General features: G+C 41.7%; 20 protein-coding genes. 5 read left to right on the top strand and 15 right to left on the bottom strand.

From position 1 onward, the window contains the following. Window positions 1–16 precede the first annotated feature (16 nt). From G7Y32_RS00515 to yycF, 3 genes are read right to left on the bottom strand one after another with little or no spacing between them, the layout of a single operon-like run. On the bottom strand, window positions 17–826 hold the full coding sequence (locus tag G7Y32_RS00515; protein ID WP_165209776.1) for an MBL fold metallo-hydrolase: 810 nt from the start codon (window positions 824–826) through the stop codon (window positions 17–19). Then, complete coding sequence (gene vicK, locus G7Y32_RS00510) at window positions 816–2,180, bottom strand: cell wall metabolism sensor histidine kinase VicK (protein ID WP_165209153.1); 1,365 nt, start codon at window positions 2,178–2,180, stop codon at window positions 816–818. The genes G7Y32_RS00515 and vicK overlap by 11 nt, the downstream gene beginning before the upstream one ends. Beyond that, window positions 2,173–2,880, bottom strand: coding sequence for a response regulator YycF (gene yycF / locus G7Y32_RS00505; protein ID WP_165209779.1), 708 nt, complete (start codon window positions 2,878–2,880; stop codon window positions 2,173–2,175). Before yycF ends, vicK begins: the two co-directional genes overlap by 8 nt. Window positions 2,881–3,102: 222 nt before the next feature. Between yycF and G7Y32_RS00500 the strand changes: the two genes are divergently transcribed. Genes G7Y32_RS00500 through G7Y32_RS00485 form a run of 4 tightly spaced genes read left to right on the top strand, consistent with a single transcriptional unit; the run spans window position 3,103 to window position 6,090 of the window. Beyond that, on the top strand, window positions 3,103–3,867 hold the full coding sequence (locus G7Y32_RS00500) for an amino acid ABC transporter ATP-binding protein (protein WP_165209150.1): 765 nt from the start codon (window positions 3,103–3,105) through the stop codon (window positions 3,865–3,867). A 13-nt stretch (window positions 3,868–3,880) separates the two neighbouring features. After that, entirely contained in the window at window positions 3,881–4,702 is an 822-nt protein-coding gene (locus G7Y32_RS00495; RefSeq protein ID WP_165209147.1) for a transporter substrate-binding domain-containing protein, read from the top strand. Between the two features lie 17 nt (window positions 4,703–4,719). Beyond that, window positions 4,720–5,424, top strand: a complete 705-nt coding sequence (locus tag G7Y32_RS00490; protein WP_165209144.1) for an amino acid ABC transporter permease — start codon at window positions 4,720–4,722, stop codon at window positions 5,422–5,424. A 15-nt stretch (window positions 5,425–5,439) separates the two neighbouring features. Beyond that, window positions 5,440–6,090, top strand: a complete 651-nt coding sequence (locus tag G7Y32_RS00485) for an amino acid ABC transporter permease (protein ID WP_165209141.1) — start codon at window positions 5,440–5,442, stop codon at window positions 6,088–6,090. Between the two features lie 272 nt (window positions 6,091–6,362). Here the strand turns inward: G7Y32_RS00485 and G7Y32_RS00480 are convergent, their stop codons facing one another. The 4 genes from G7Y32_RS00480 to G7Y32_RS00465 form a co-directional block, all read right to left on the bottom strand. After that, window positions 6,363–7,268: an HAD family hydrolase gene (locus G7Y32_RS00480; RefSeq protein ID WP_165209773.1), complete on the bottom strand. Its 906-nt coding sequence runs from the start codon at window positions 7,266–7,268 to the stop codon at window positions 6,363–6,365. A gap of 61 nt (window positions 7,269–7,329) precedes the next feature. Continuing rightward, window positions 7,330–8,061 (bottom strand): DUF4767 domain-containing protein, encoded by a 732-nt coding sequence (locus G7Y32_RS00475; protein ID WP_241154180.1) that lies wholly within the window; start codon window positions 8,059–8,061, stop codon window positions 7,330–7,332. 317 nt (window positions 8,062–8,378) lie between these two features. Beyond that, window positions 8,379–8,861 (bottom strand): hypothetical protein, encoded by a 483-nt coding sequence (locus G7Y32_RS00470; protein ID WP_165209770.1) that lies wholly within the window; start codon window positions 8,859–8,861, stop codon window positions 8,379–8,381. Between the two features lie 21 nt (window positions 8,862–8,882). Then, entirely contained in the window at window positions 8,883–10,019 is a 1,137-nt protein-coding gene (locus G7Y32_RS00465; RefSeq protein ID WP_165209135.1) for a LysM peptidoglycan-binding domain-containing protein, read from the bottom strand. A gap of 270 nt (window positions 10,020–10,289) precedes the next feature. Here G7Y32_RS00465 and lysS point away from each other — a divergent pair, with 270 nt between their 5' ends. Then, a complete protein-coding gene (lysS, locus tag G7Y32_RS00460) occupies window positions 10,290–11,780 on the top strand; it encodes a lysine--tRNA ligase (RefSeq protein ID WP_165209132.1) in 1,491 nt (496 codons plus the stop codon). Between the two features lie 172 nt (window positions 11,781–11,952). Here the strand turns inward: lysS and G7Y32_RS00455 are convergent, their stop codons facing one another. From G7Y32_RS00455 to G7Y32_RS00420, 8 genes are all read right to left on the bottom strand, one after another. Next, a complete protein-coding gene (locus G7Y32_RS00455; RefSeq protein WP_165209129.1) occupies window positions 11,953–12,903 on the bottom strand; it encodes a sensor histidine kinase in 951 nt (316 codons plus the stop codon). Then, entirely contained in the window at window positions 12,900–13,568 is a 669-nt protein-coding gene (locus G7Y32_RS00450; protein WP_165209126.1) for a response regulator transcription factor, read from the bottom strand. The genes G7Y32_RS00455 and G7Y32_RS00450 overlap by 4 nt, the downstream gene beginning before the upstream one ends. Before the next feature lie 130 nt (window positions 13,569–13,698). Beyond that, entirely contained in the window at window positions 13,699–15,657 is a 1,959-nt protein-coding gene (locus tag G7Y32_RS00445; RefSeq protein WP_165209123.1) for an ABC transporter permease, read from the bottom strand. Window position 15,658: 1 nt separating this feature from the next. Continuing rightward, the gene (locus G7Y32_RS00440; protein ID WP_165209120.1) at window positions 15,659–16,411 is read right to left on the bottom strand and encodes an ABC transporter ATP-binding protein; all 753 of its coding nucleotides are present in this window, start codon (window positions 16,409–16,411) and stop codon (window positions 15,659–15,661) included. A gap of 224 nt (window positions 16,412–16,635) precedes the next feature. Next, window positions 16,636–17,325 (bottom strand): methionine ABC transporter permease, encoded by a 690-nt coding sequence (locus tag G7Y32_RS00435; RefSeq protein ID WP_165209117.1) that lies wholly within the window; start codon window positions 17,323–17,325, stop codon window positions 16,636–16,638. Further along, window positions 17,325–18,386: a methionine ABC transporter ATP-binding protein gene (locus G7Y32_RS00430; protein WP_165209114.1), complete on the bottom strand. Its 1,062-nt coding sequence runs from the start codon at window positions 18,384–18,386 to the stop codon at window positions 17,325–17,327. The genes G7Y32_RS00435 and G7Y32_RS00430 overlap by 1 nt, the downstream gene beginning before the upstream one ends. Next, entirely contained in the window at window positions 18,379–19,752 is a 1,374-nt protein-coding gene (locus G7Y32_RS00425) for a M20/M25/M40 family metallo-hydrolase (protein ID WP_165209111.1), read from the bottom strand. The genes G7Y32_RS00430 and G7Y32_RS00425 overlap by 8 nt, the downstream gene beginning before the upstream one ends. A 177-nt stretch (window positions 19,753–19,929) precedes the next feature. Further along, the gene (locus tag G7Y32_RS00420; RefSeq protein WP_165209108.1) at window positions 19,930–20,820 is read right to left on the bottom strand and encodes a MetQ/NlpA family ABC transporter substrate-binding protein; all 891 of its coding nucleotides are present in this window, start codon (window positions 20,818–20,820) and stop codon (window positions 19,930–19,932) included. Window positions 20,821–20,983 lie beyond the last annotated feature (163 nt).

Genomic DNA, 20,983 nt, shown 5'->3' with positions numbered 1-20,983 from the left:
TTAGTGCCTGTAGTTTTTATATATCCGTCAGCGGGGTAGCCTCATCCGGCGAGGTATCTAAGATTTTAAAGTCATGACCAACACCAAAATCAGCCTGAATCAGGTTGTTTTCCATAGTCATGTGGGCCAATTCCTTGATATTATTCTCCTTACTGAGATGGCCCAGATAAATCTTCTTGGTCCGATTGCCAATGGTGCGAATCATGGTTTCAGAGCCATCCTCATTAGAGAGGTGACCCTTATCCGATAAGATTCGCTGTTTAAGACTCCAAGGATAGGCACCTGAGCGTAGGATTTCGATATCGTGATTGGACTCAATCAGATAACCATCCGCATTTTCAATCAGAGCTGCCATCCGATCACTGACATAACCCGTATCTGTCAGCATAACAAAACTCTTGTCGTCTTTCATAAAGCGGTAGAATTGAGGATCAACGGCATCATGACTGACACCAAAACTCTCAATATCAATATCGCCAAAGGTCACGACCTTACCCCGCTCAAAAATATGTTTCTGCTCTGGGTCAATCTTACCAATCATATTGTGAGCATCCATGGTCTGCCAAGTTTTTTTATTAGCATAGATAGGCAGTCCATACTTTCGAGCCAAAACACCAACACCGTGGATATGGTCTTTATGCTCATGGGTAACTAATATAGCATCCAAATCTTCAGGTTTACGGTCAATTTCAGCCAGAAGACTGGTAATCTTCTTTCCTGAAAGGCCTGCATCAATCAAGAGCTTCTTCTTGGGAGTTTCCAAGTAAAAGGAGTTCCCTGAGGAACCCGATGCTAAAATACTATATTTAAAACCTTTATTGGTCATCGACTGACTCATCTTCCTCCCATTCATCCTCAAAGTCGTCGGGCTCCTTATCATAAGGGAGAACAATGGTAAAGGTCGAACCCTGACCATATTCACTCTTAGCCCAAATAAAGCCATGATGTTGCTTAATAATTTCCTTGGCAATAGCCAAGCCCAGACCGGTACCACCTTGAGCCCGACTGCGTGCTTTATCTACACGATAGAAGCGATCGAAAATCAAAGGCAGGTCCTTCTTAGGAATACCCAGCCCTTGATCGGAGATCGAAATGATTAACTGAGTATCCGTAGTAGTCATTGAAACTGTAATCTCACCGCCATCAGGCGAGTATTTGATAGCATTATTGAGAATATTATCCAGCACTTGAGTCATTTTATCAGTATCAATTTCAACCCAGATTGGATTGAGCGGATAGTTACGAATAATTTCATAATCCTTATCGGAATCCTGCTGACTCTTAATTTGGTCAAAACGATTGAGAATAACCGTGATGAAAGCTGTAAAATTAGTCATTTCAACTTCTAAATGGCTGGTATCATTATCAATCCGCGACAACTGCAAGAGGTCAGAAATCATCCGCATCATCCGGTTAGTCTCATCCAGCGAAACCTGAATAAAACTAGGGGCTACATCTTCATTAAGAGCTCCTTCATTGAGAGCCTCTAAATAGGATTTAACCGAAGTCAAAGGGGTCCGCAGTTCATGACTGACGGTCGAGACAAAGAGACGGCGCTCTCGTTCCTCCTTTTCCTGCTCAGTTGTATCATGCAAAACAGCAACCAAACCAGAGATAAAGCCACTCTCCCTTCGGTTGAGAGCAAAATTAACCCGCAAGGTGATAAATTCATCGTATTCATTGCGGCGATAAAGAGTCACCTCTGGGGTCTGAGTAATTAAATCGCGATAATCATAGTCATCCGAATCAATCAGATCCATGATATTCATCTCAAGAGCTTCTTCTCGGGTCAGATTCAGCTGTTTACGGGCTGTATCATTAATCATGGTAATCTTTCCAACTCGATTGGTCGCCAAAACTCCATCGCTCATATAGGAGAGGACAGAAGCTAGACGGTTGCGTTCCTGCGAAAGGTTTTCATGGGTCAGATGGAGGACATCCGACAGGTCATTCAAGTTGGTCCCCAACTCAATTAACTCAGAGTCGCCCTTTAAATGGAGATCTTCTGTGTAATCACCAGCAATCAAACTGGTCACCTTTTGACTGATCGCCCGAATAGTCTTAGCATTGCGGTATTCTCGAACTGCCTGATAAATAAAGTAAAGGGCAACCAAAGCCAAGAGAATAAGTAGGGCTAATTCAAAGGTATTAAGATTTTCAACAACAGGATTATTATTCATAAGATTTCATATAATAACCAACGCCACGACGGGTTAAAATATATTCTGGTCGGCTTGGGGTATCCTCAATTTTTTCACGGAGACGGCGGATGGTAACATCAACAGTTCTGACATCACCAAAATAATCATAACCCCAGACCGTTTCTAATAAATGCTCCCGAGTCATAACTTGACCGATATGAGTCGCCAAATGATGGAGCAGCTCAAATTCACGATGAGTTAATTCCAATTCTTCACCGCGTTTTTTAGCAACAAAGGCATCTGGAACAATTTGCAAATCACCAATAATGAGCTCACTGTCTGAAATACTGTTTTCCTCAGCGACGGCCGTTTCAATCGTTTCAGTTCGACGCAAATGAGCCTTGATTCGAGCCAGAAGCTCACGATTAGAAAATGGCTTAGTGACATAATCATCGGCACCAATTTCCAGACCGATAACCTTATCAAATTCACTGTCCTTAGCCGACAGCATGATAATCGGTACATGACTGCCCTTGCGAATCTCCTTAGCCACTTCGAGCCCTTCCAATTCTGGCAGCATCCAATCTAAAATAATCAAATCTGGCTTTTCATTTTCAAACTGCTTAAGGGCTTCCTTACCATCAAAAGCAGTGACAACCTCATAACCTTCTTTAATTAAATTAAATTTAATAATATCTGAAATCGGCTTTTCATCGTCGACAACAAGAATCTTTTTCATCATTCTTACCTCTTTTTTCCTAATTAATTGATATTTTATCCTTTATTATAACAAAAGTCATGAAATAATAGAAATACTAAGGGTTTACAAGTCTATTTCAAGTCTGTATAAATTTTCTGAAAATATTGACAAGAAATCTTTCTTATGATAAAATTTATACCACGTTAGGTTTTCTGACATCGGAATTCAAATCAGCTAACGTCTTCGTCAAAGGAGGAATCTATGGCACTTATCGAATATAAAAATGTAGAAAAATACTATGGTAACTACCACGCCCTTCGTCATATCAATCTTGAAATTGAAAAGGGACAAGTCGTTGTCTTGCTAGGGCCTTCTGGTTCAGGAAAATCAACTCTCATTCGCACTATGAATGCCTTGGAAAGTATCGAAACTGGCAGCCTCAAAGTCAATGGTCATGAAATTTCTCATGCGTCTAACAAGGAATTGGTACAGTTGCGCAAGGAAGTCGGCATGGTTTTTCAGCATTTCAACCTTTATCCTCACATGACCGTGCTAGAAAATGTGACATTGGCTCCTATTCGCGTTTTAGGCATGGATAAAAAAGAAGCAGAGAAAATTGCTGAACAATACTTGACCTATGTTAACATGTGGGATCGCAAGGATTCTTACCCAGGCATGCTGTCCGGTGGTCAAAAGCAACGGGTAGCTATCGCTCGTGGTCTAGCCATGAATCCTGAACTCCTGCTCTTTGATGAACCTACCTCTGCCTTGGACCCTGAAACTATCGGGGATGTTCTAGCTGTCATGCAAAATTTGGCCAAGGAAGGGATGAACATGGTAGTGGTTACCCACGAAATGGGCTTTGCCCGCAGTGTAGCCGACCGCATCATCTTTATGGCTGATGGCGAAATTTTAGAAGATACTACTGATGTGGACGGTTTCTTTGATCATCCAAAAGAACCGCGCGCCAAACAGTTTCTTTCTAAGATTATCAACCATACCAGTGAAAAAGTTTCTATTGAATAAGGAGGGATGACACATGAAAAAAATACCCCTCATACTGGCAACCTTGCTACTTGCTTTAGGAAGCTTTTCCCTTTTCAAGGGAAATTCAGCACAGGCAGCCACCCAAGGCAAACTGCCAGCACAAGTACAAAAAATTAAGAATTCAGGAGCTCTCAAAGTCGGTGTTAAACAAGACGTTCCTAATTTTGGTTACTATGATTCTAAAAAAGATAAATACACCGGTATGGAAGTGGATCTTGCCAAGAAAATCGCTGATACTTTAGGTGTTAAGGTCCAATATACAGCTGTTACGGCTCAAACTCGAGAAGCTCTGCTGGATAATGGTCAAACTGACATCATGATTGCCACTTACACAATCAATGACCAACGCCAGGCTAACTTCAGTATTTCAAAGCCTTACTATTATGATGAAATTGGCTTTTTAGTCAACAAGGCTTCTGGTATCAAGAATCCCAAAAATTTGGACGGAAAAACGATCGGTGTCGCTCAAGGATCTACAACCAAGGCTTCCCTAGAAACCTTTGCTTCTGATAATGGCATTAAATTCAAGTATGTTCAGCTAGGAAGCTACCCTGAATTGGCTACAGCCTTGCGAGCTTACCGAGTTGACGCCTTCTCTGTTGATAAGTCTATTCTGACAGGTTATGTCAGCAAAAACAACAAGATCCTTGATCAAGGTTTTGACACCATGGAATACGGGATTGCCAGCAAAAAATCAAACAGTCAAGTCACCCAATACATCAACGGTCTCTTAGACCAGTGGCAAAAAGATGGTAGTCTGCAAAAGCTGTATAAGAAGTATAACCTCAAGCCTGCCAGCCCTGACAATAAGTAGAAAGGAGCTCTGAGTCTATGTTTATTTTAACGACAACAACTAGTCCTTACGCCCTTTCACGCTGGGCCGATTACTTTGCCAACTTTGGCCAATTTGCTAAAGGCTTCTTTTACACCTTAGGCATGGCCATTTGCGCCCTCTTGCTAGCTCTAGTCCTTGGTTTAGTCTTCGGAGCTATGTCTTCATCTCGCAACAAGTTAGCCAAGGCCATCGCTCGTGTTTATGTAGAACTTTTCCAAAATACACCCCTGCTGGTTCACTTTGTCTTTGTCTACTACGGACTCTCCATTTTAACCAATGGAGCCATCAAGGTCCCAGCTTTCTGGACTTCTGTGATCTGTGTCGGCGTCTATACCGGAGCTTATATGTCCGAAGTCATCCGCTCGGGAATTGAATCTATTCCTAGAGGACAAACCGAAGCTGCTCTCTCTCAAGGGTTTACCTACCGCGAAACCATGTCTATGATTATCCTACCTCAAGCCATTCGGATCATCATTCCACCGATGATTAACCAAGTCGTCAATTTAATTAAAAATACAGCGACAGTAGCGATTATCTCAGGGGCAGATATCATGTTTACTGCCAAAGCTTGGGCCTACGAAACAACTAACTATATTCCTGCCTTTGCAGGAGCTGCCCTGCTTTATTTCATTGTGTGCTTTCCCGTTGCCACCTGGGGCAGGCATGTTGAAGAAGCTAATAAGAAAGCTTATGATTTATAGGGAGGAGGAAAACTTATGTCTGAATTATTTGCACCTTACAACTTAAAATTCCTCGCCCAAGGTCTCTGGACAACCATTTATCTGGCCTTTATCATCATTGTTCTCTCGACTATCTTTGGGATGATTTTGGCTGTCATGCGTAATAGTAAAAATACTGCTTTAAAGCTGATTGCCAGCATCTACATTGAATTTGTCCGCAATGTTCCTAATCTTCTCTGGATTTTTATCGTTTTCTTGGTTTTCCAACTTCAAGCGACAGCGGCAGGGATTACAGCCTTTACCATCTTCACTTCGGCTGCCTTGGCAGAAATTATCCGCGGAGGACTCAATGCCATTGACCGTGGGCAAACAGAAGCTGGCCTTTCACAAGGATTGACTCAGTTTCAGGTCTTACGAATTATCGTTTTGCCACAGGCTATCCGCAAAATGCTGCCTTCAATCATCTCTCAGTTTGTTACCGTTGTTAAGGATACCAGCTTTCTCTACTCGGTTATCGCTCTCCAAGACCTCTTCGGAAAAAGTCAGATCCTGATGGGGAAATATTTTGAAACCAGCCAAATTTTCGCACTCTACCTTACCATCACCGCTCTTTACTTCTTAATTAACTTCAGTATTTCTAGTTATTCCCGCCACCTCTCCAAAAAGTGGGAGCAAGCAGCGGAATAAAGGCTCAAAACCATTCTTATCTCGCTGACAAAAGCAGCTGGTGACTAACAAGGAAGCACTATGCCATCTATCTCCCTTACTCTAAAGCCGTCGTCAATATTGAGTCATCTCATCTCAAAATAAGAAGACAACTTGAGGCCTTATCCACTCTAATAACCCTACCCTTGATAGGATTTTATTACTGACTGTCGGGTACAGGAACTGACCTATCAAAACAGGCAAAAAAGCCAAGCTTGAGACATTTCCAAGTTTGGCTTTTTCTATATTTTTTATTATCGTAAGGCATATTTCATTCGCAATACTCGTTCTTGCTGCTTGCTCAAGCGCAGAAGAATAACCACCTTATCCACACTCATATTGCTCTCTAAAAGTCGCTCTGCTGCCATCATCAAGCCGTTTTCGATTCCCATCTTCAGAACAGGATTTTCTGTGTCATTAGCATCAAAGAAGAACTTGCTGTTAGGAAGGTCAAAGAGGATTTTCACTGCCCCAAAAAGTTGCTCAAAGCTATCAATAGCTACATCATAGACAGGCTTAGTCCCTGTCTTAAGCTTTCTACCACGGTGGTTGAACCACATGGCCTGCCAACCACTGGCCTTAGCACCAACCACATCATTGTCATAGGAATCACCGACGTAAAGAGTGGTGGCGGGATTCATCCCGAATTGCTCTGCTGCCAGATTAAAAATTTCCTTCTCAGGTTTTTGGAAGCCTGTGGCCTGACTAACGAGAACGTGCCCCGGCTCAATATAATCATAGAGACCTAACTTGCGGACTTTCTTGAGCTGATGCTCGGTTGGACCATTGGTGATGATTCCCATAGTAACCCCTTTTTCCTTTAGAAAATCAAGGGTCATCCGCATTTCGTCCAACATGGTGATATTTTCTAATTCGTGCTCGTACACTTCTTGGAAGTGGCTGCCTGCTGCTTCATCTATTTCGCGGTAGCCAAATTCTAAGAGGGTCTCCTTGCAGCGCCAGAAACGGAAATATTCTGTTGTCCATTCCCCAGCCATAACACGAGGAAAACCGATATCAGAATAATGACGGAACCTGATATAAGCTTGGTTTATTTGGCTCATATCAAAGTCTGGAAAACACTGCTCTATAGCCAGACGATAGGGAGCTTGCTGATCATAAATCGTATCATCAACGTCAAAAACAATAGAAGTAATCATGATAGACCTTTCGATTTTATTTCCCAAAAATTATACTATCTTTTGGGCAGAATGACAAACGCTAATCGCCAGTCACAATATCGCTAAAACCAGTTTTTAGCTCTTGGTTTTCCGTTTCCTTAACAACATAACGGTCACCATTGGTATCTTGCGAGTAGAGAACCTTAGGTTCACCAGAAGCACTGATCACAAAAATGTAGCGATGGACGCTGGTACCGTTACCGTACCAATACTCATAAGCATCCACAATTGTCTCATCACTGCTAAGTTTGCTGCCATCCTGCCAATAGACTGGGAGTTCAACCGCTATTTTCTGGTAGTTGGGCTGCTTCATCTGTCTACCCCAGGAATCCATAAAGTCTGCCAACTGACTGGCCTTGTTAGAATTCCAGTACTGGGATTTCGCGTTTTGATGATCAGCTCCTGAGGAAGAATGGGAGGATTGACCTGAGGAAGAACTCTGACTAGAAGAGGACGAGGGCTTTGATGATGAGCGAGATTTGCTGACACGGCTATCTCTCTGACTAGTCTGTTGAGTGCGGACAGGCTGGGACTTCTCTTGCCTTAATTGAAAAACCAACACTGCGATAACAATTAATAAGACAAAAATCAGCAGACTGAGCGCCAGCTGACGCTTATTCTTACGATCACTAGAGGCAGTCTTAGCCTGACTTGAACCCTGCTTTTGCTGATTCGCAAAGGCTTCCTGAACCTCTTTGGGCGTCGGTTTGCGATGATTGATTTCTTCAAAAGCTGCAATCCATTCCAGCTCTTTCTGACTTAATTTTTTCATCAATAACTTTCCTTTCATAAGGTACTAAACGTAAAGCACTCCAAAGAAAATGGAGAATCTGATGGTGCCCCCCTAAGGACTCAGGGACGATAAGCCTTTTATCACAGGAGTGTAGACGTGTTTAAGTAATCATACTTGCCCTTATTGTAACATAGTCGACAAACTACAGACAAGACCTCATTAATGCTTTGTTTCAGGCAAATATTGCCATTCTACCTTCTAATCAAAAAGAACTTAGTTTTCATCACAAAACTAAGTTCTTGTAAAAAACATTATGTATAGCAACATTGGAAGCCATGTCTCTAACGCTTCTAATACTAGTCAATCTGTTTAAAAATCATCTTTTGTTTGACTTGACCTTGACCCGCCTTGGCAATTTGATAAGTAAAATTACTAGAGCTAAAATGTTTACCAAAGGCCAACACATTATTATATTGCCATTGGGAAAGTTGATTTCCTTCAACCTTACCCAAAGTTAGTTTATTATCACTGGCCTTGTATTTCCAACTAGCATTTTTACTCTGTTCCTTATAGACCTGCTCGAATTGTCCACTGCTTCGTGTAGCTTTTAGTGCTTCTGATTTATCTTGAGTTACAATTGCCTTATCGCTATTTTCTGAAAAAGTAACATACATGGTCCGATTATTATCCTTGCCATTGAGTTTACTAGAATATTGATAGGCATGGCCTGAAATCATCTTTTCAACATGGTGGCTAGCATAATAGTAAAAACTACCACCCCCAATAATACAGGCTAAAAGTAATACAACTAGGATGGATATCAATTTACGTTTTGTCATCATTTCTCCCATTCTCTTTTACTAATCGTCTTCGCTGAATTCCGTAACAGAATCCGGTGAGTCTGTTTGACTGGAATCTGAAGAATAATTATCAGTATCTGTACTGTTGTCAGAAGCCTCACTATCCTTGCTACTGCTTGATGAACTATCGTCAGATTCTTCAGATTCCTCAGATTCATTGTAGACACTAACATTGAAACTAATTGTTGATTGGCCATCTTGCATAATATGCAGTTGAACTTCTCTAGCGTCTACCAAATTTCCTAGATAGCCATCTTTATTCAACTGTTCATAAATAGCTTGAGCCACTGCTTTAGCACCTTTGTTCGTAGAAGCGATGTCACTAACAGTTACAGTTTGATCTTGAGCATAGAGTTCTTCCTCTTCCAATTCATTAGTTCGACTGGCCGTATCAGCTCCTGAATTATGTGGAAGGAAATTAATTCCATCATCAAGCAACGCATTTAACTCATTTTGAACAGCATCCTGATAAGTTTCATTGTCTAAAGTCTCATCTTTTTCTGACTGACCACGTTCTACTTTAGCAGATTTTTTAGCAGATGAAGTAGTACTATTGTCTTGGTTATTTGATGATGATTCATTTTTTTCTACCTCAGATGAAGAAGTACTACGACCTTTTTCTACAATAGGATAGGTATGTTCGATATGGTTATCTTCATAGAATGAGGTATTATTGACAATAACAATGGTGTTATTGTCTTGATAACTGAAATTAATAGTAATCGAAGTCTGGGCAACATAGTGTCCAGAACCTTTATAATGATATTCCGCTGGTACTTGACCATCACGCTTGAGAATCAGGATATCTCCAGCATAGATCAAGTCAACATTAGCAATGTGGTTATCGTAGGCCAATTTTTGAACAGAAATACCTGTCGCTTGTGAAATGCCCCAGAGGGTATCACCCCATTGGATAATATAACGTTCACCATCTAGATGATTCACATTGATCTTTTGCGATGACATATTTTGACTAATCTGTGTTGGCGTACTAGCCACCCAATTAGTAATATCTGCCCGCTGAGCGTTGGTTTGATTGTCATAAAAGCTATTGGCAGCCGCCTTAGCTTCTACAGACATTGGCAAAACGAGAGCACTCATCATCAGAGCACAACCCAGAACTTCTTTTTTACGCATTGATAATCCTCCCAAAACTATCTTTTCCTGCCTTTCATCGATAATAAAGACAAGAAAACAAAAAATAATAAATATTAGAAATATTTCAATTTATTTACTTATATTATATTAAAATTTCAAAAACATTGTCAACCTATTTCCCTATTTTCTTAGGTTCTTACTGAACCACTTCTTTCTTTTTGTCTAGAAAGAGAGAAAGCACTTATTTTCCTATATCGCATGTCCCTATTTTATGATAAAATAGATTGGAGTAATTACTGGAGGATAAACATGTCTCAGGAACATAAGCAAGAATTGAATGACCAACAAATTGTCCGCCGAGAAAAAATGGCGGCTTTGTCCGAAACGGGCATTGACCCTTTTGGCCAACGCTTTGAACGAACTGCAAATTCGGCTGAGCTCAAAGCTAAATATGATGATAAGTCCAAGGAAGAACTTCATGAGCTTAACGACACCGCTACTATTGCTGGCCGCCTCATGACCAAACGTGGTAAAGGGAAAGTCGGCTTCGCTCACCTGCAAGATCGTGAAGGGCAAATTCAAATCTATGTCCGTAAGGATGCCGTTGGTGATGAAAACTACCAAATTTTCAAAAAGGCTGATATCGGTGACTTCTTGGGCGTTGAAGGTGAAATCATGCGGACCGATATGGGAGAACTTTCTATCAAGGCAACTCATATTACGCATCTGTCCAAGGCCTTGCGTCCCCTACCTGAAAAATTCCATGGTCTAACAGATGTAGAAACTAAGTACCGCAAACGCTATTTGGATTTGATTACCAATCGTGACAGCTTCGAACGCTTTGTCACTCGCTCACAAATCATTTCTGAAATTCGCCGATACTTAGATAGCCTTGGCTTTCTGGAAGTTGAAACACCTGTTCTTCATAATGAGGCAGGCGGTGCAGCAGCTAAGCCTTTTATCACCCACCACAATGCTCAGGATATGGACATGGTACTGCGGATTGCAACCGAACTCCACCTCAAACGCCTGATTGTTGGTGGTATGGAGCGTGTTTATGAAATCGGCCGCATCTTCCGTAACGAAGGAATGGATGCTACCCATAATCCTGAATTTACCTCTATTGAAGTTTATCAGGCCTATGCGGATTTCAATGATATCATGGATCTGACCGAAGGCATTATTCAGCATGCTGCTAAATCCGTTAAGGGGGATGCTGCTGTCATTTATCAAGGCACTGAAATCAAAATCAACGCCCCCTTCAAGCGTGTGCACATGGTTGATGCCATCAAGGAAGTGACTGGAGTTGATTTTTGGCAGGAAATGTCTTTAGAAGAAGCTCAAGCGCTGGCACAGGAAAAAAATGTTCCACTTGAGAACCACTTTACATCTGTTGGACATATTATTAACGCCTTCTTCGAAGAATTTGTTGAAGAAACGCTGATTCAGCCAACCTTTGTCTACGGACACCCAGTTGAAGTCTCTCCTCTGGCTAAGAAAAATGCAGATGACCCACGTTTCACAGATCGTTTTGAGCTCTTTATAATGGCCAATGAATACGGCAACGCCTTTACAGAACTTAATGATCCGATTGATCAATTGGAACGTTTCGAGGCTCAGGCAGCTGCCAAAGAACTTGGGGATGATGAAGCTACTGGTATCGACTATGACTACATCGAGGCTCTCGAATATGGTATGCCGCCAACAGGCGGACTGGGTATCGGCATCGACCGTCTGGTCATGCTGCTAACCGATACCACAACCATTCGCGACGTATTGTTGTTCCCTACGATGAAATAATAGGAATATAGCCACCCGCTTGACGGGTGGTTTATTTGTTTTTCTCTTTTAGAAAACTGGCTGGAAGTCATAATAAATTTAAAACCACCTTTTTAACAGGTGGTTTTATTATTATGTTAAGAACTAAGATTGACTGACTAGCAATCAAGGACTTGGCCATTGTGATATAGAACTATGATTTTGTAATTCTGACACTGGTTCCCTGACCGACTTGGCTGGTTATTCGGATAGAAAGCCCTAGACTGTCTAATATCTGCTTGGTCATGTAAAGACCAAATCCAGTGGCCTTTTGGTGCTCATGCCCATTATAACCGGTAAAGCCTTCATCAAATAATCTTGGCAAATCTTCTTGTAAAATACCTATACCTTGATCACTGATTGTCACCCCTTGATCAGTCATTATAAATCTGATTTGGCTATTGTCCTGAGAATATTTAATAGCATTGTCCAGGATCTGAGCTAGGGCAAAAGTCAGCCATTTTTTATCTGTCTTGATCTGCCAATCACCCTCAATGGACACCGATAGATTTTTAGAAAGACAGAGTGTCCGATAGCTCTTAACAAGATCGACAGCTATCTCACGCGCCGAGATAAGTTCAAAGCGAAAGTCATCATTATGCCGGCTGAATTTAAGGTAGGCCAGTAAGGTATTGAGATAGTGCTGCAATCGTTGAAGCTGCTGCTCGACTTCACTCTTGTCCAGCTGCTGGGTTTGAGCCATGAACGATAAGGCAGAGATAGGAACTTTCATCTGATGGGACCACATTTTTATCATAGATTCCAACCGATTGCGTTCTTGAGCCGCATCCAATAAAATCTCAGCCTCTTTGGCCTTTAAATCAGCGATAATCGCCTGATAGGCTCGATCACTAGGAGACTGCCATCTTTTAAAATCCGCCGGCTCAAAATTAATTGTAGTATTATTTAGTTGTTGTAGCTTACTATAAAAATGGGCATAAAGCCAGAGACTAAACCCTAACAAAATAACGATATTTAAAGCCAGACTATTGATAAAATACTCCAAAGGCAGGTGATAGAGCCAAAAAGTTAGACAAAACAGACCAGCTATAAGGCCATAAATCAAGTACCAAAGGCCGTATTCTTGTATGTACTTCCTAATCATTTGAGTAAATACCCTACTCCTCTCACCGTATGAATATGATTAAACTCTAAAGGGCTTATCTTTTTACGCAGGCGGGTCATATTAACACTCAAGGTATTCTGATCAATAAAACTCTCGTTTTCCCAAAGCTTTTCCAACAGTTCTTCCTTAGAAACAACCTGATCCTTGTGAGACAGTAAAATAGCTAAAATCTTATTTTCTGTCGGTGATAAGGTAACCTGCCTGTCACCATTAGACAAAAGGCCGTCACGTGTCAGACTAAAATCACCTATCTGCAAAACATCAGCCGTAAACTGCTGGGCTCGGCGTAGAAAAGCTGAGATTTTAGCATCCAAAAGGGGCAGTGAGAAAGGTTTGGCAATAAAATCGTCACCTCCCATATTGAGAGCCATGACCATGTCCATCTCATCATCACTGGACGATATAAAAATAATAGGGACAGTCATAGACTTGCGAATCTCTGTTGTCCAATAAAAGCCATTAAAATAAGGCAAGGTAATATCCATTAAGATGAGATCTGGTCTAAAATTTTCAGCTTCTTGACGGACATCACGAAAATTACGGACACTGGCAACCTGATACCGGTCTGATAGATGCTGGCTAAGGAGCGCTACGATGGTCGAATCATCTTCAACCAGATAAATTTTCCCTTTGGGCTGATTCATAAGTATCCTTTCTATAGCTGGCTCTTGCAACGAGACTACTAGTCATTTTAACTCATTTTAACATAAAAGGACCTGAGTCGAAACTATCGACTGGGTCCTTGGACATTTAATCCTAATAATCAGTTACTCTTCAGCGTTCAATTAGACGATAATAGGTGCGGCTGGTCAGGCGGTAGATGATAAAGTAGATTAAGGCGATAACCGCAACCGTTATAACGCTGACAAGGTAGACCAGATTGGAACTGGTCACACCGAAAACTTGAAGCATCTGCTTGAGCATGGGAATAGCCATCACAAAGTGCAAGGCAGCAAAGGCCAAAGGCATAAAGAAGACGAGGATAATTTGTGAATTGATGGTCTTTTTTACCTGTCCTTCACTCATACCGACTTCTTGCAAGATACGATAAGATTTCTTGTCTTCATACCCTTCAGAATACTGTTTGTAGTAGATAATCAGAGCCAATCCTAGAATAAAACTGCTACCTAAAAGGACACCTGTGAAGAGCAAACCGCCAAAAATCTGGTAACCTTCTGCTAGAGAGGCCTCGCGTGTGTCCAGATGCCCCGCATTTGCATCTTTACTCTGACCGATACCGATGCCATCTGGTGCAACTTTTTTTATTTCCCTATCAGACAGATCCAAGTAGGCCGTATACGTTTCACTCATTGTTGTCATCTTAGATAAATAGGGCTTATACGCTGCTACTATAGCTTTAACTTCTTGACGGTCAGCGACGACCAGAACGCCTGGATTATAGGTCGTAGCAACGTCTGGCATTTGCACAGCTTTAAAGTTCTTGACGATATCATAATGCCGTCCTAATAAATCGAGGGTTTTTAGCCGACTCTTCCCCTTTTGAATATAGAAAGCTGCCTGCTTCTTTTTTAGGTGGGGGAGATTATTGCCTAGTCTTCGGAAATCCTTCTGCGTCAGGACATAGACAAACCCTTGTTGACTAACATCCTCTAGAACATCCTTATCGGTTACACGCACAGATTTTTGAGTGCTTAGGGGCATAAAGATCAGGTTCGTGGTGTAGTCAATAAGGTCCTTATCCGATTTCTCCAGTTTATCTAAGACATCAGCCTGCAAGCGCTGCCGTCCTTCGCCATGCTTAGTGCCATAGGTAATTCTGACGGATTTTGGAAAAGTCTCTCTGGCCACATTTTGAGTATTACTGTAGAGGGATACTGTCGTTCCGATGGTGACCAGAGCCATGACCGCCAACAGGGTAATACTGGCTAGACCTGTTGCATTTTGCTTCATGCGAAAAATCATCTGCGAGGTGGTGACAAAGTGCTCAGGTTGATAGTAATAAGTCTTGTTTTTACGGCGGTGTTTGAGGTACCAGGTCATAAAACTGATATAAAAGAGATAGGTCCCAGCAATAACCAATAGCACAGCGATAAAGAAACGGTACAGTACTACGAGAGCAGCAGAATTGGTAGATGTTAAAGCGAGATAATAAGCCCACCCAAGTGATAAGAGTCCAGCTGCCGCCAAAATAATATTGCCTCTAGGTTCTTTTTCCCCCTGCTCCTGCTTACTAAAGAGGTTGAGAGGGGAAGACTTTCTGATATGCCAGAGAGCTGTTAGCTCCAAGATCAGAAAGATCCCTGCAAAAATAAGAACAGTAAGAATAAAAGGCAGAACGGTCAGCTTTAAATTAAGCTTGTCATAATCGATGATATTGACAAAAATGAGATAGAGAAACTTTGAGAAGACAGCACTGAACACCGATCCCAGAATAATTAACCCCAAAAAGATCATTCCTAACTCCAGCGTCGCTATCACTCCAACTTGAGCTTTATTCATACCCAGAATATTATAGAGGCCAAACTCACGGCTGCGCTGCTTGAGTAAGATTTTATAGCTGTAGCGCTCCATGATAAGAGAAAAGATGGTCAGGACAAAAATGCCTAAAACCAAGGTAGTGGCCCCAGTGTTCATTCCTTTCCCCATAGGACTGAGCAAAATCAGCCAAGAGGAACATAGCAAGGAGAAGAGCAGGAGGCTAGCCAGCATGAAGGGACCATACTGACTCATAGAGTTTTTGAGGTTGCGAACAGCCATTTTGAGATAGAACATCCTACTCACCTCCTAACAGGGCTGACATGGCTAGCGAGATTTCCTTACTAAAATCTTTATTACTCTTATCACCACGGTAGAGCTGGTGGAAAATCCGGCCGTCCTTGATGAAAAGCACACGTTTAGCATGACCTGCGGCATTGGCTGAGTGGGTGACCATAAGCAAAGTCTGACCATCTAAATTAATAGCTTCAAATAGGTTGAGCAGGTCTTCAGAATTGCGGTAGTCTAAGGCGGCTGTCGGTTCGTCAGCCAGCAAAACCTGCGGATTGGCCATCAGGCTTCTAGCCACTGCTACTCGCTGCTTTTGCCCACCAGACAGTTCAAAGGGGCGTTTATCCAATAAATCTTGAATTCTGAGTACAGGAGCCAGATCATTTAAACGATGATTCATTTCCTGATAAGACTTACGATCCAAAACCAAAGGCAAAAAGATATTGTCTCTTACAGACAGAGTATCCAGCAGGTTAAACTCCTGAAAGACAAAACCTAAATTTCTGAGGCGAAAGCCAGCCAGCTGACTCTCCTTGATTTTGGTAATATCCTGACCATTGAGCATGACTGAGCCCTCTGTTGGCTTCTCCAAAGTCGCCAGAATATTCAAAAGCGTGGTTTTACCAGAACCTGACTCTCCCATGATGGCGATAAATTCGCCTGTATCGACCTTAAAATCAACATCCTGCAAGGCATGGGTCTCTTCCTTGGAAAAGCGTGTACGGAAAATTTTCTTGAGATGATTAATTTCTAACAGCATGTGGTCTCCTCTTTTCTATTTATTATAACTTAAGTACCAGCCAGCTTAAAGCTGAATTGGCCTAACAAGTTCTTTGATCTTTAACCATCTTTAGTTTACCGAAAATTTTCCCCTTGAACCTTACAATCGTTCTCTACTTTCTTACAATATTGTAAGAAAGTAAAAAAGCACCCCACCGCTGGATTCTCATCCAGACAAAGCAGGGTACTCTTCTTAGCTGTTTATTATTTATGACTCAACTTTCTTGTTAAAAAGTCACCAGTAAACTGAATGATAAAAATTAAAAGAAGGATAAAGATAGTCGCTACCAGAGTGATATCTCCTTGGAAACGCTGATAGCCATAAGCAATGGCCACATTTCCCAAACCGCCAGCACCAATGGCACCAGCCATGGCTGTTTCTCCAACCAATGAAATCAAGGTAACAGTAGAAACACGAATGAGCTCAGGAAGACCTTCACTGAGATAGATCTTGATGATATCCCATAGTGTTGCGCCGCTAGCCTGTCCTGCTTCAATCACCCCTTTATCCATTTCGGAAAAGACCACCTGAACTTGGCGGGCAAAGAAGGGGAAGGTAGCTGCTGAAAGAGGAACCAAGGCGGCAGTCGCACCAAGCGTTGTCCCAGCGAGAAAGAGTGTGATACCTGATAAGATTGCCAGCAAAATAATAAAAGGAATCGCACGGAAAATTGAAACAATCTTATCCAGCACCCAAAAGACTGGTCGATTTTCAATAACACCGCCTGGGCCCGTCAAAACGAGAAAAAGACCTGCAACCAGTCCCAGAGAAGCCCCTATCAAAAAGCTCCAAAAGGTCATGTAGAGAGTTGCCAAGATAGCAGACCACCAGCCTAAATCACCAGACCAGCCCAACTCATAGGCATTGGGTAAATACTTTTCAATCAGCTCCATTATTTCCTACCTCCCTTTAAAATCGTAACAGATACATCTGCCTCTTCAATAACTTTTAGAGCAGACTCAACCTGTTGACCGGACAGTATCACGACCATCTCCCCAACAGGCGTGTCTCCTAAAATTTCAATATTGGCGTAAAGAATATTGGCCGAAACCTCATAGTCCTTATAAAGCTGATTGAGAAGGGGCTCATCGGTCGAAGCTCCAGCATAACGCAGTAAGACCAGACGATCATTTGTTCCCAGATTCTCAACCACCTCTTGACGATTAATTTTAGCCAAGGCATCATCAATCCCCGTTGCTGTTTTGATAAAATCCTGCGTCAAGGCTTCCCTAGGATTAGAAAAGATTTCCAAAGTGGATCCCTCTTCAATCAAAGAACCATTTTGCATGACAGCTACCCGATTACAGATATCTTTAACAATCTGCATTTCGTGGGTAATCATAACGACTGTCAAGCCCAATTTCTTATTCAAATCTTGTAAAAGAGCCAGAATTTGCTTGGTTGTCTTGGGATCGAGAGCTGAGGTCGATTCATCGGAAATCAGAATCTTTGGATCATTAGCCAGCGCACGAGCAATGGCCACCCTTTGCTTTTGACCGCCAGATAATTGAGCTGGATAATTATCGGAGCGATCTGCCAATCCCACCAATTCCAACAGTTGGTCAACCTTTTTAGCCTTTTCTTCCTTGGATAAATCTGAGTGGCGTAAGGCAAAAGCGATATTTTGCCTAGCCGTTTTTTGAGCCATCAGATTAAAATGTTGAAAAATCATTCCGATTTCACGACGTTTCTGCCGCAATTTAGCAGAATCCAAGGTCACCTTTCCCTTATCAAATAAGGGATCGCCAGCAACTTGAACCTTTCCTGCTGTAGGAATCTGCAAGAGATTGATGGCCCTGACTAAGGTGGACTTCCCAGCACCAGAGTAACCAACGATTCCGTAGATATCCCCTTGATTGATGTGGACCGTCACGTCCTTAACGGCCTCAATGACTTTTTTCTTTTGATGGAAAGTAATATCAATATGATCTAATTGAATAATAGTTTCATTCATATGATTTTATTAACTCCTTAACTAGTTCAATGTGAGTATAATAATCTGCAATCGAAATATTTTCATCTCCGGCATGATCTCGACTGTTAGCATTTCCTAAGCCAAAGGCGACCATAGGAACCTTAAGAGCCTGATGAATCATCTTCATAGGGCCTGTCCCAGCAGCTGTCGGTAGGACTGCTAGACCTGCTGGATAGAATCGCTTAGCCAAATCAATCACACGAAGAATAGGCTCAGCCGACATATCAGAACGATAGCTTTCCTCCCCTAAAGTGTAGGTTACTTGGACAGCATCAAAGCCATGCTTGAGCAGATGACGCTTAATTTTATCAATAACAAATGCCGGTGTCAATCCGGGTACCAAGCGCATCTCCATCTTGGCTTGAGCCGTTGACGGAATAATTGTTTTGACACCTTGGCCCAGATAACCTGAACGGATTCCTTCCACACCAAGAGCAGGTTCGAAAAAGTAGCGTTTCAGAAAAGCTTGTCTATCTTCTAACATAACAGGTAATTCTAAGCCATATAAATCTGTCAGACCTTTTCCATTTTCGATAGCATATTTTTCGACCAATTCCAATTCCCTTTCTGTCGGCTTTTGAACCTGATCGTAAATACCATCAATCAAGATACGCCCTTGATCGTCACGCATACTGTCAATAGCCCTAAGAAGGTACCAAGTTGCAGACTCAATAACACCTCCAAATTTTGAATGGATATCAACGCTAGCACTTTTCACAGATAAATCAAAAGTAACAATGCCCTTATTGCCACCAGTAATCTCCAGCTGCCCCTTGGCATTTTTAATCCCCTGTTCCCAGATTAAAAAATCAGCAGGCAGAAGGTCTTCTCTATGCTTAGTCAAGTACTCTTCTAAATCCGTTGAGGCTGACTCCTCAGCTCCTTCCATCATGAAGGTTATATTAAGGGGTAAGGCACCCACTTCTGCCATATACTGACACACAGCCGTCAGGCGAGCAATAATGTGTCCCTTATCATCATCAACACCCCGGCCATACATATACCCGTCCCTGAGGCTCAGTTTAAAGGGATCCTCTGTCCAGACCTGATCGGCATCCGCTGGGACCGTATCATAGTGATTATAGAAAATAAGGGTCTTAGCCTGAGGATTAGGGCTCTTAAACTTGGCAAGCACCAAGGGCGCCTGATAACTCTCATCAACCAAGACCTCCCCTCCAGCTTGAGAAAAAATATCCTTTAGATAGTTAGCCACTTCTTTCAAGCCAATTCCTTGAGCAAAGATAGATTTTTTGGCAATTAGTTTTCTCAAAACCTCAAGATACTCCTGAGCAAGTTTATCATTCTCAAACTTCGCTATTTGCTCTTTCTCATTTGATCCCATCATTTTGATCTCCTCTACTTAAAATACTAAGCCATTCTCAATAGAAAATAGAAAGTTAACACAGATGCTGCAACATCTAAGAAACGTTATCTTCTTCTGCAGAGTCATAGGCGTGTTCCATTAATAAAAAAGAAGCTGAAAACAGTTACGATCCAGCTCCCCTTATTTATCATCTAGCCTTTAGTTATTACCGGATGATGCTGGTTTTGGAGCACCCTTCCATGCAGCCCGATCAACACCATGAGTGGACTTGTTAATCAATTTTGCAATCTTATCAGACTGGTAAATTTTAACCAAAGTCTTAATAGCATCAGCTTTGTTTGATTTTTTCCAATCCTTCTTAGCCGCAATAACATTGACCCAATCTTTAGACGTTGCATCAATTTTTTCCGTATACAGTGTCGTCTTGTAATCAATCTTACCTTCCTGAGCATAAGCATTATTGATAACCGCAGCGTCTAAAGACTTATTCTTGAGATTGGTAACCAACTGTTCAGCACTAACCTCTGTGATATCAATATTCTTAGAATTTTCGGTAATATCTTTCAAAGTTGCTAGGTCACCATTCTTGGTAGAAAGCTTAATCAAACCAGCAGCCTGAAGCAAGAAGAGAGCACGACTTTCATTTGAAGCATCATTAGGAATGGCAATCTTAGCACCTTCAGGTAGATCTTTAACATCTGAGTATTCTTCCTTACCAGATGAGGTTGTTTTAGAGAAGAGGCGGATTGGACTGATTAGGGTATCCCCTACCGCTACCAAATTCCCCTTATTTTCCTTGTTCCAGTTATTAAGGAAATAATAATGCTGGAAGGCATTGACATCGACCTGACCAGTCGATAGGGCCTTATTAGGTTGGTTATAGTCTGTAAATTGAACATACTTGATGGTGATGCCTTTCTTAGCCGCATCCTTTTTAACCTGATCCCAGACAGGTTTCGTCGTATCATCTAAAGTCATAATCCCAACCTTGAGTTCATTTTTACTATTTGATTTAGAACCACAGGCAGTCAAGAACAGAGTCGCCGCAGCTACTACCGTAATGATACCAATAATCTTTTTCCACTTCATATAGAAGACCTCTTTTCTAATTATCGTGAATTTATTATCCCACAAGGATAGACTGCTTTCAAATTGTTTATTATTGTATAAACTTATAGTTAATAACTATATCGCTAGCATCCGAACATGAGCGACTTTTAACAAAAAAGGAGGACTGACCTCCTTTATGACG

The organism is Streptococcus tangpeifui, from assembly GCF_011038795.1.
Lineage (GTDB): Bacteria > Bacillota > Bacilli > Lactobacillales > Streptococcaceae > Streptococcus > Streptococcus tangpeifui.
This window is presented reverse-complemented; position numbering and strand designations above follow the sequence as displayed.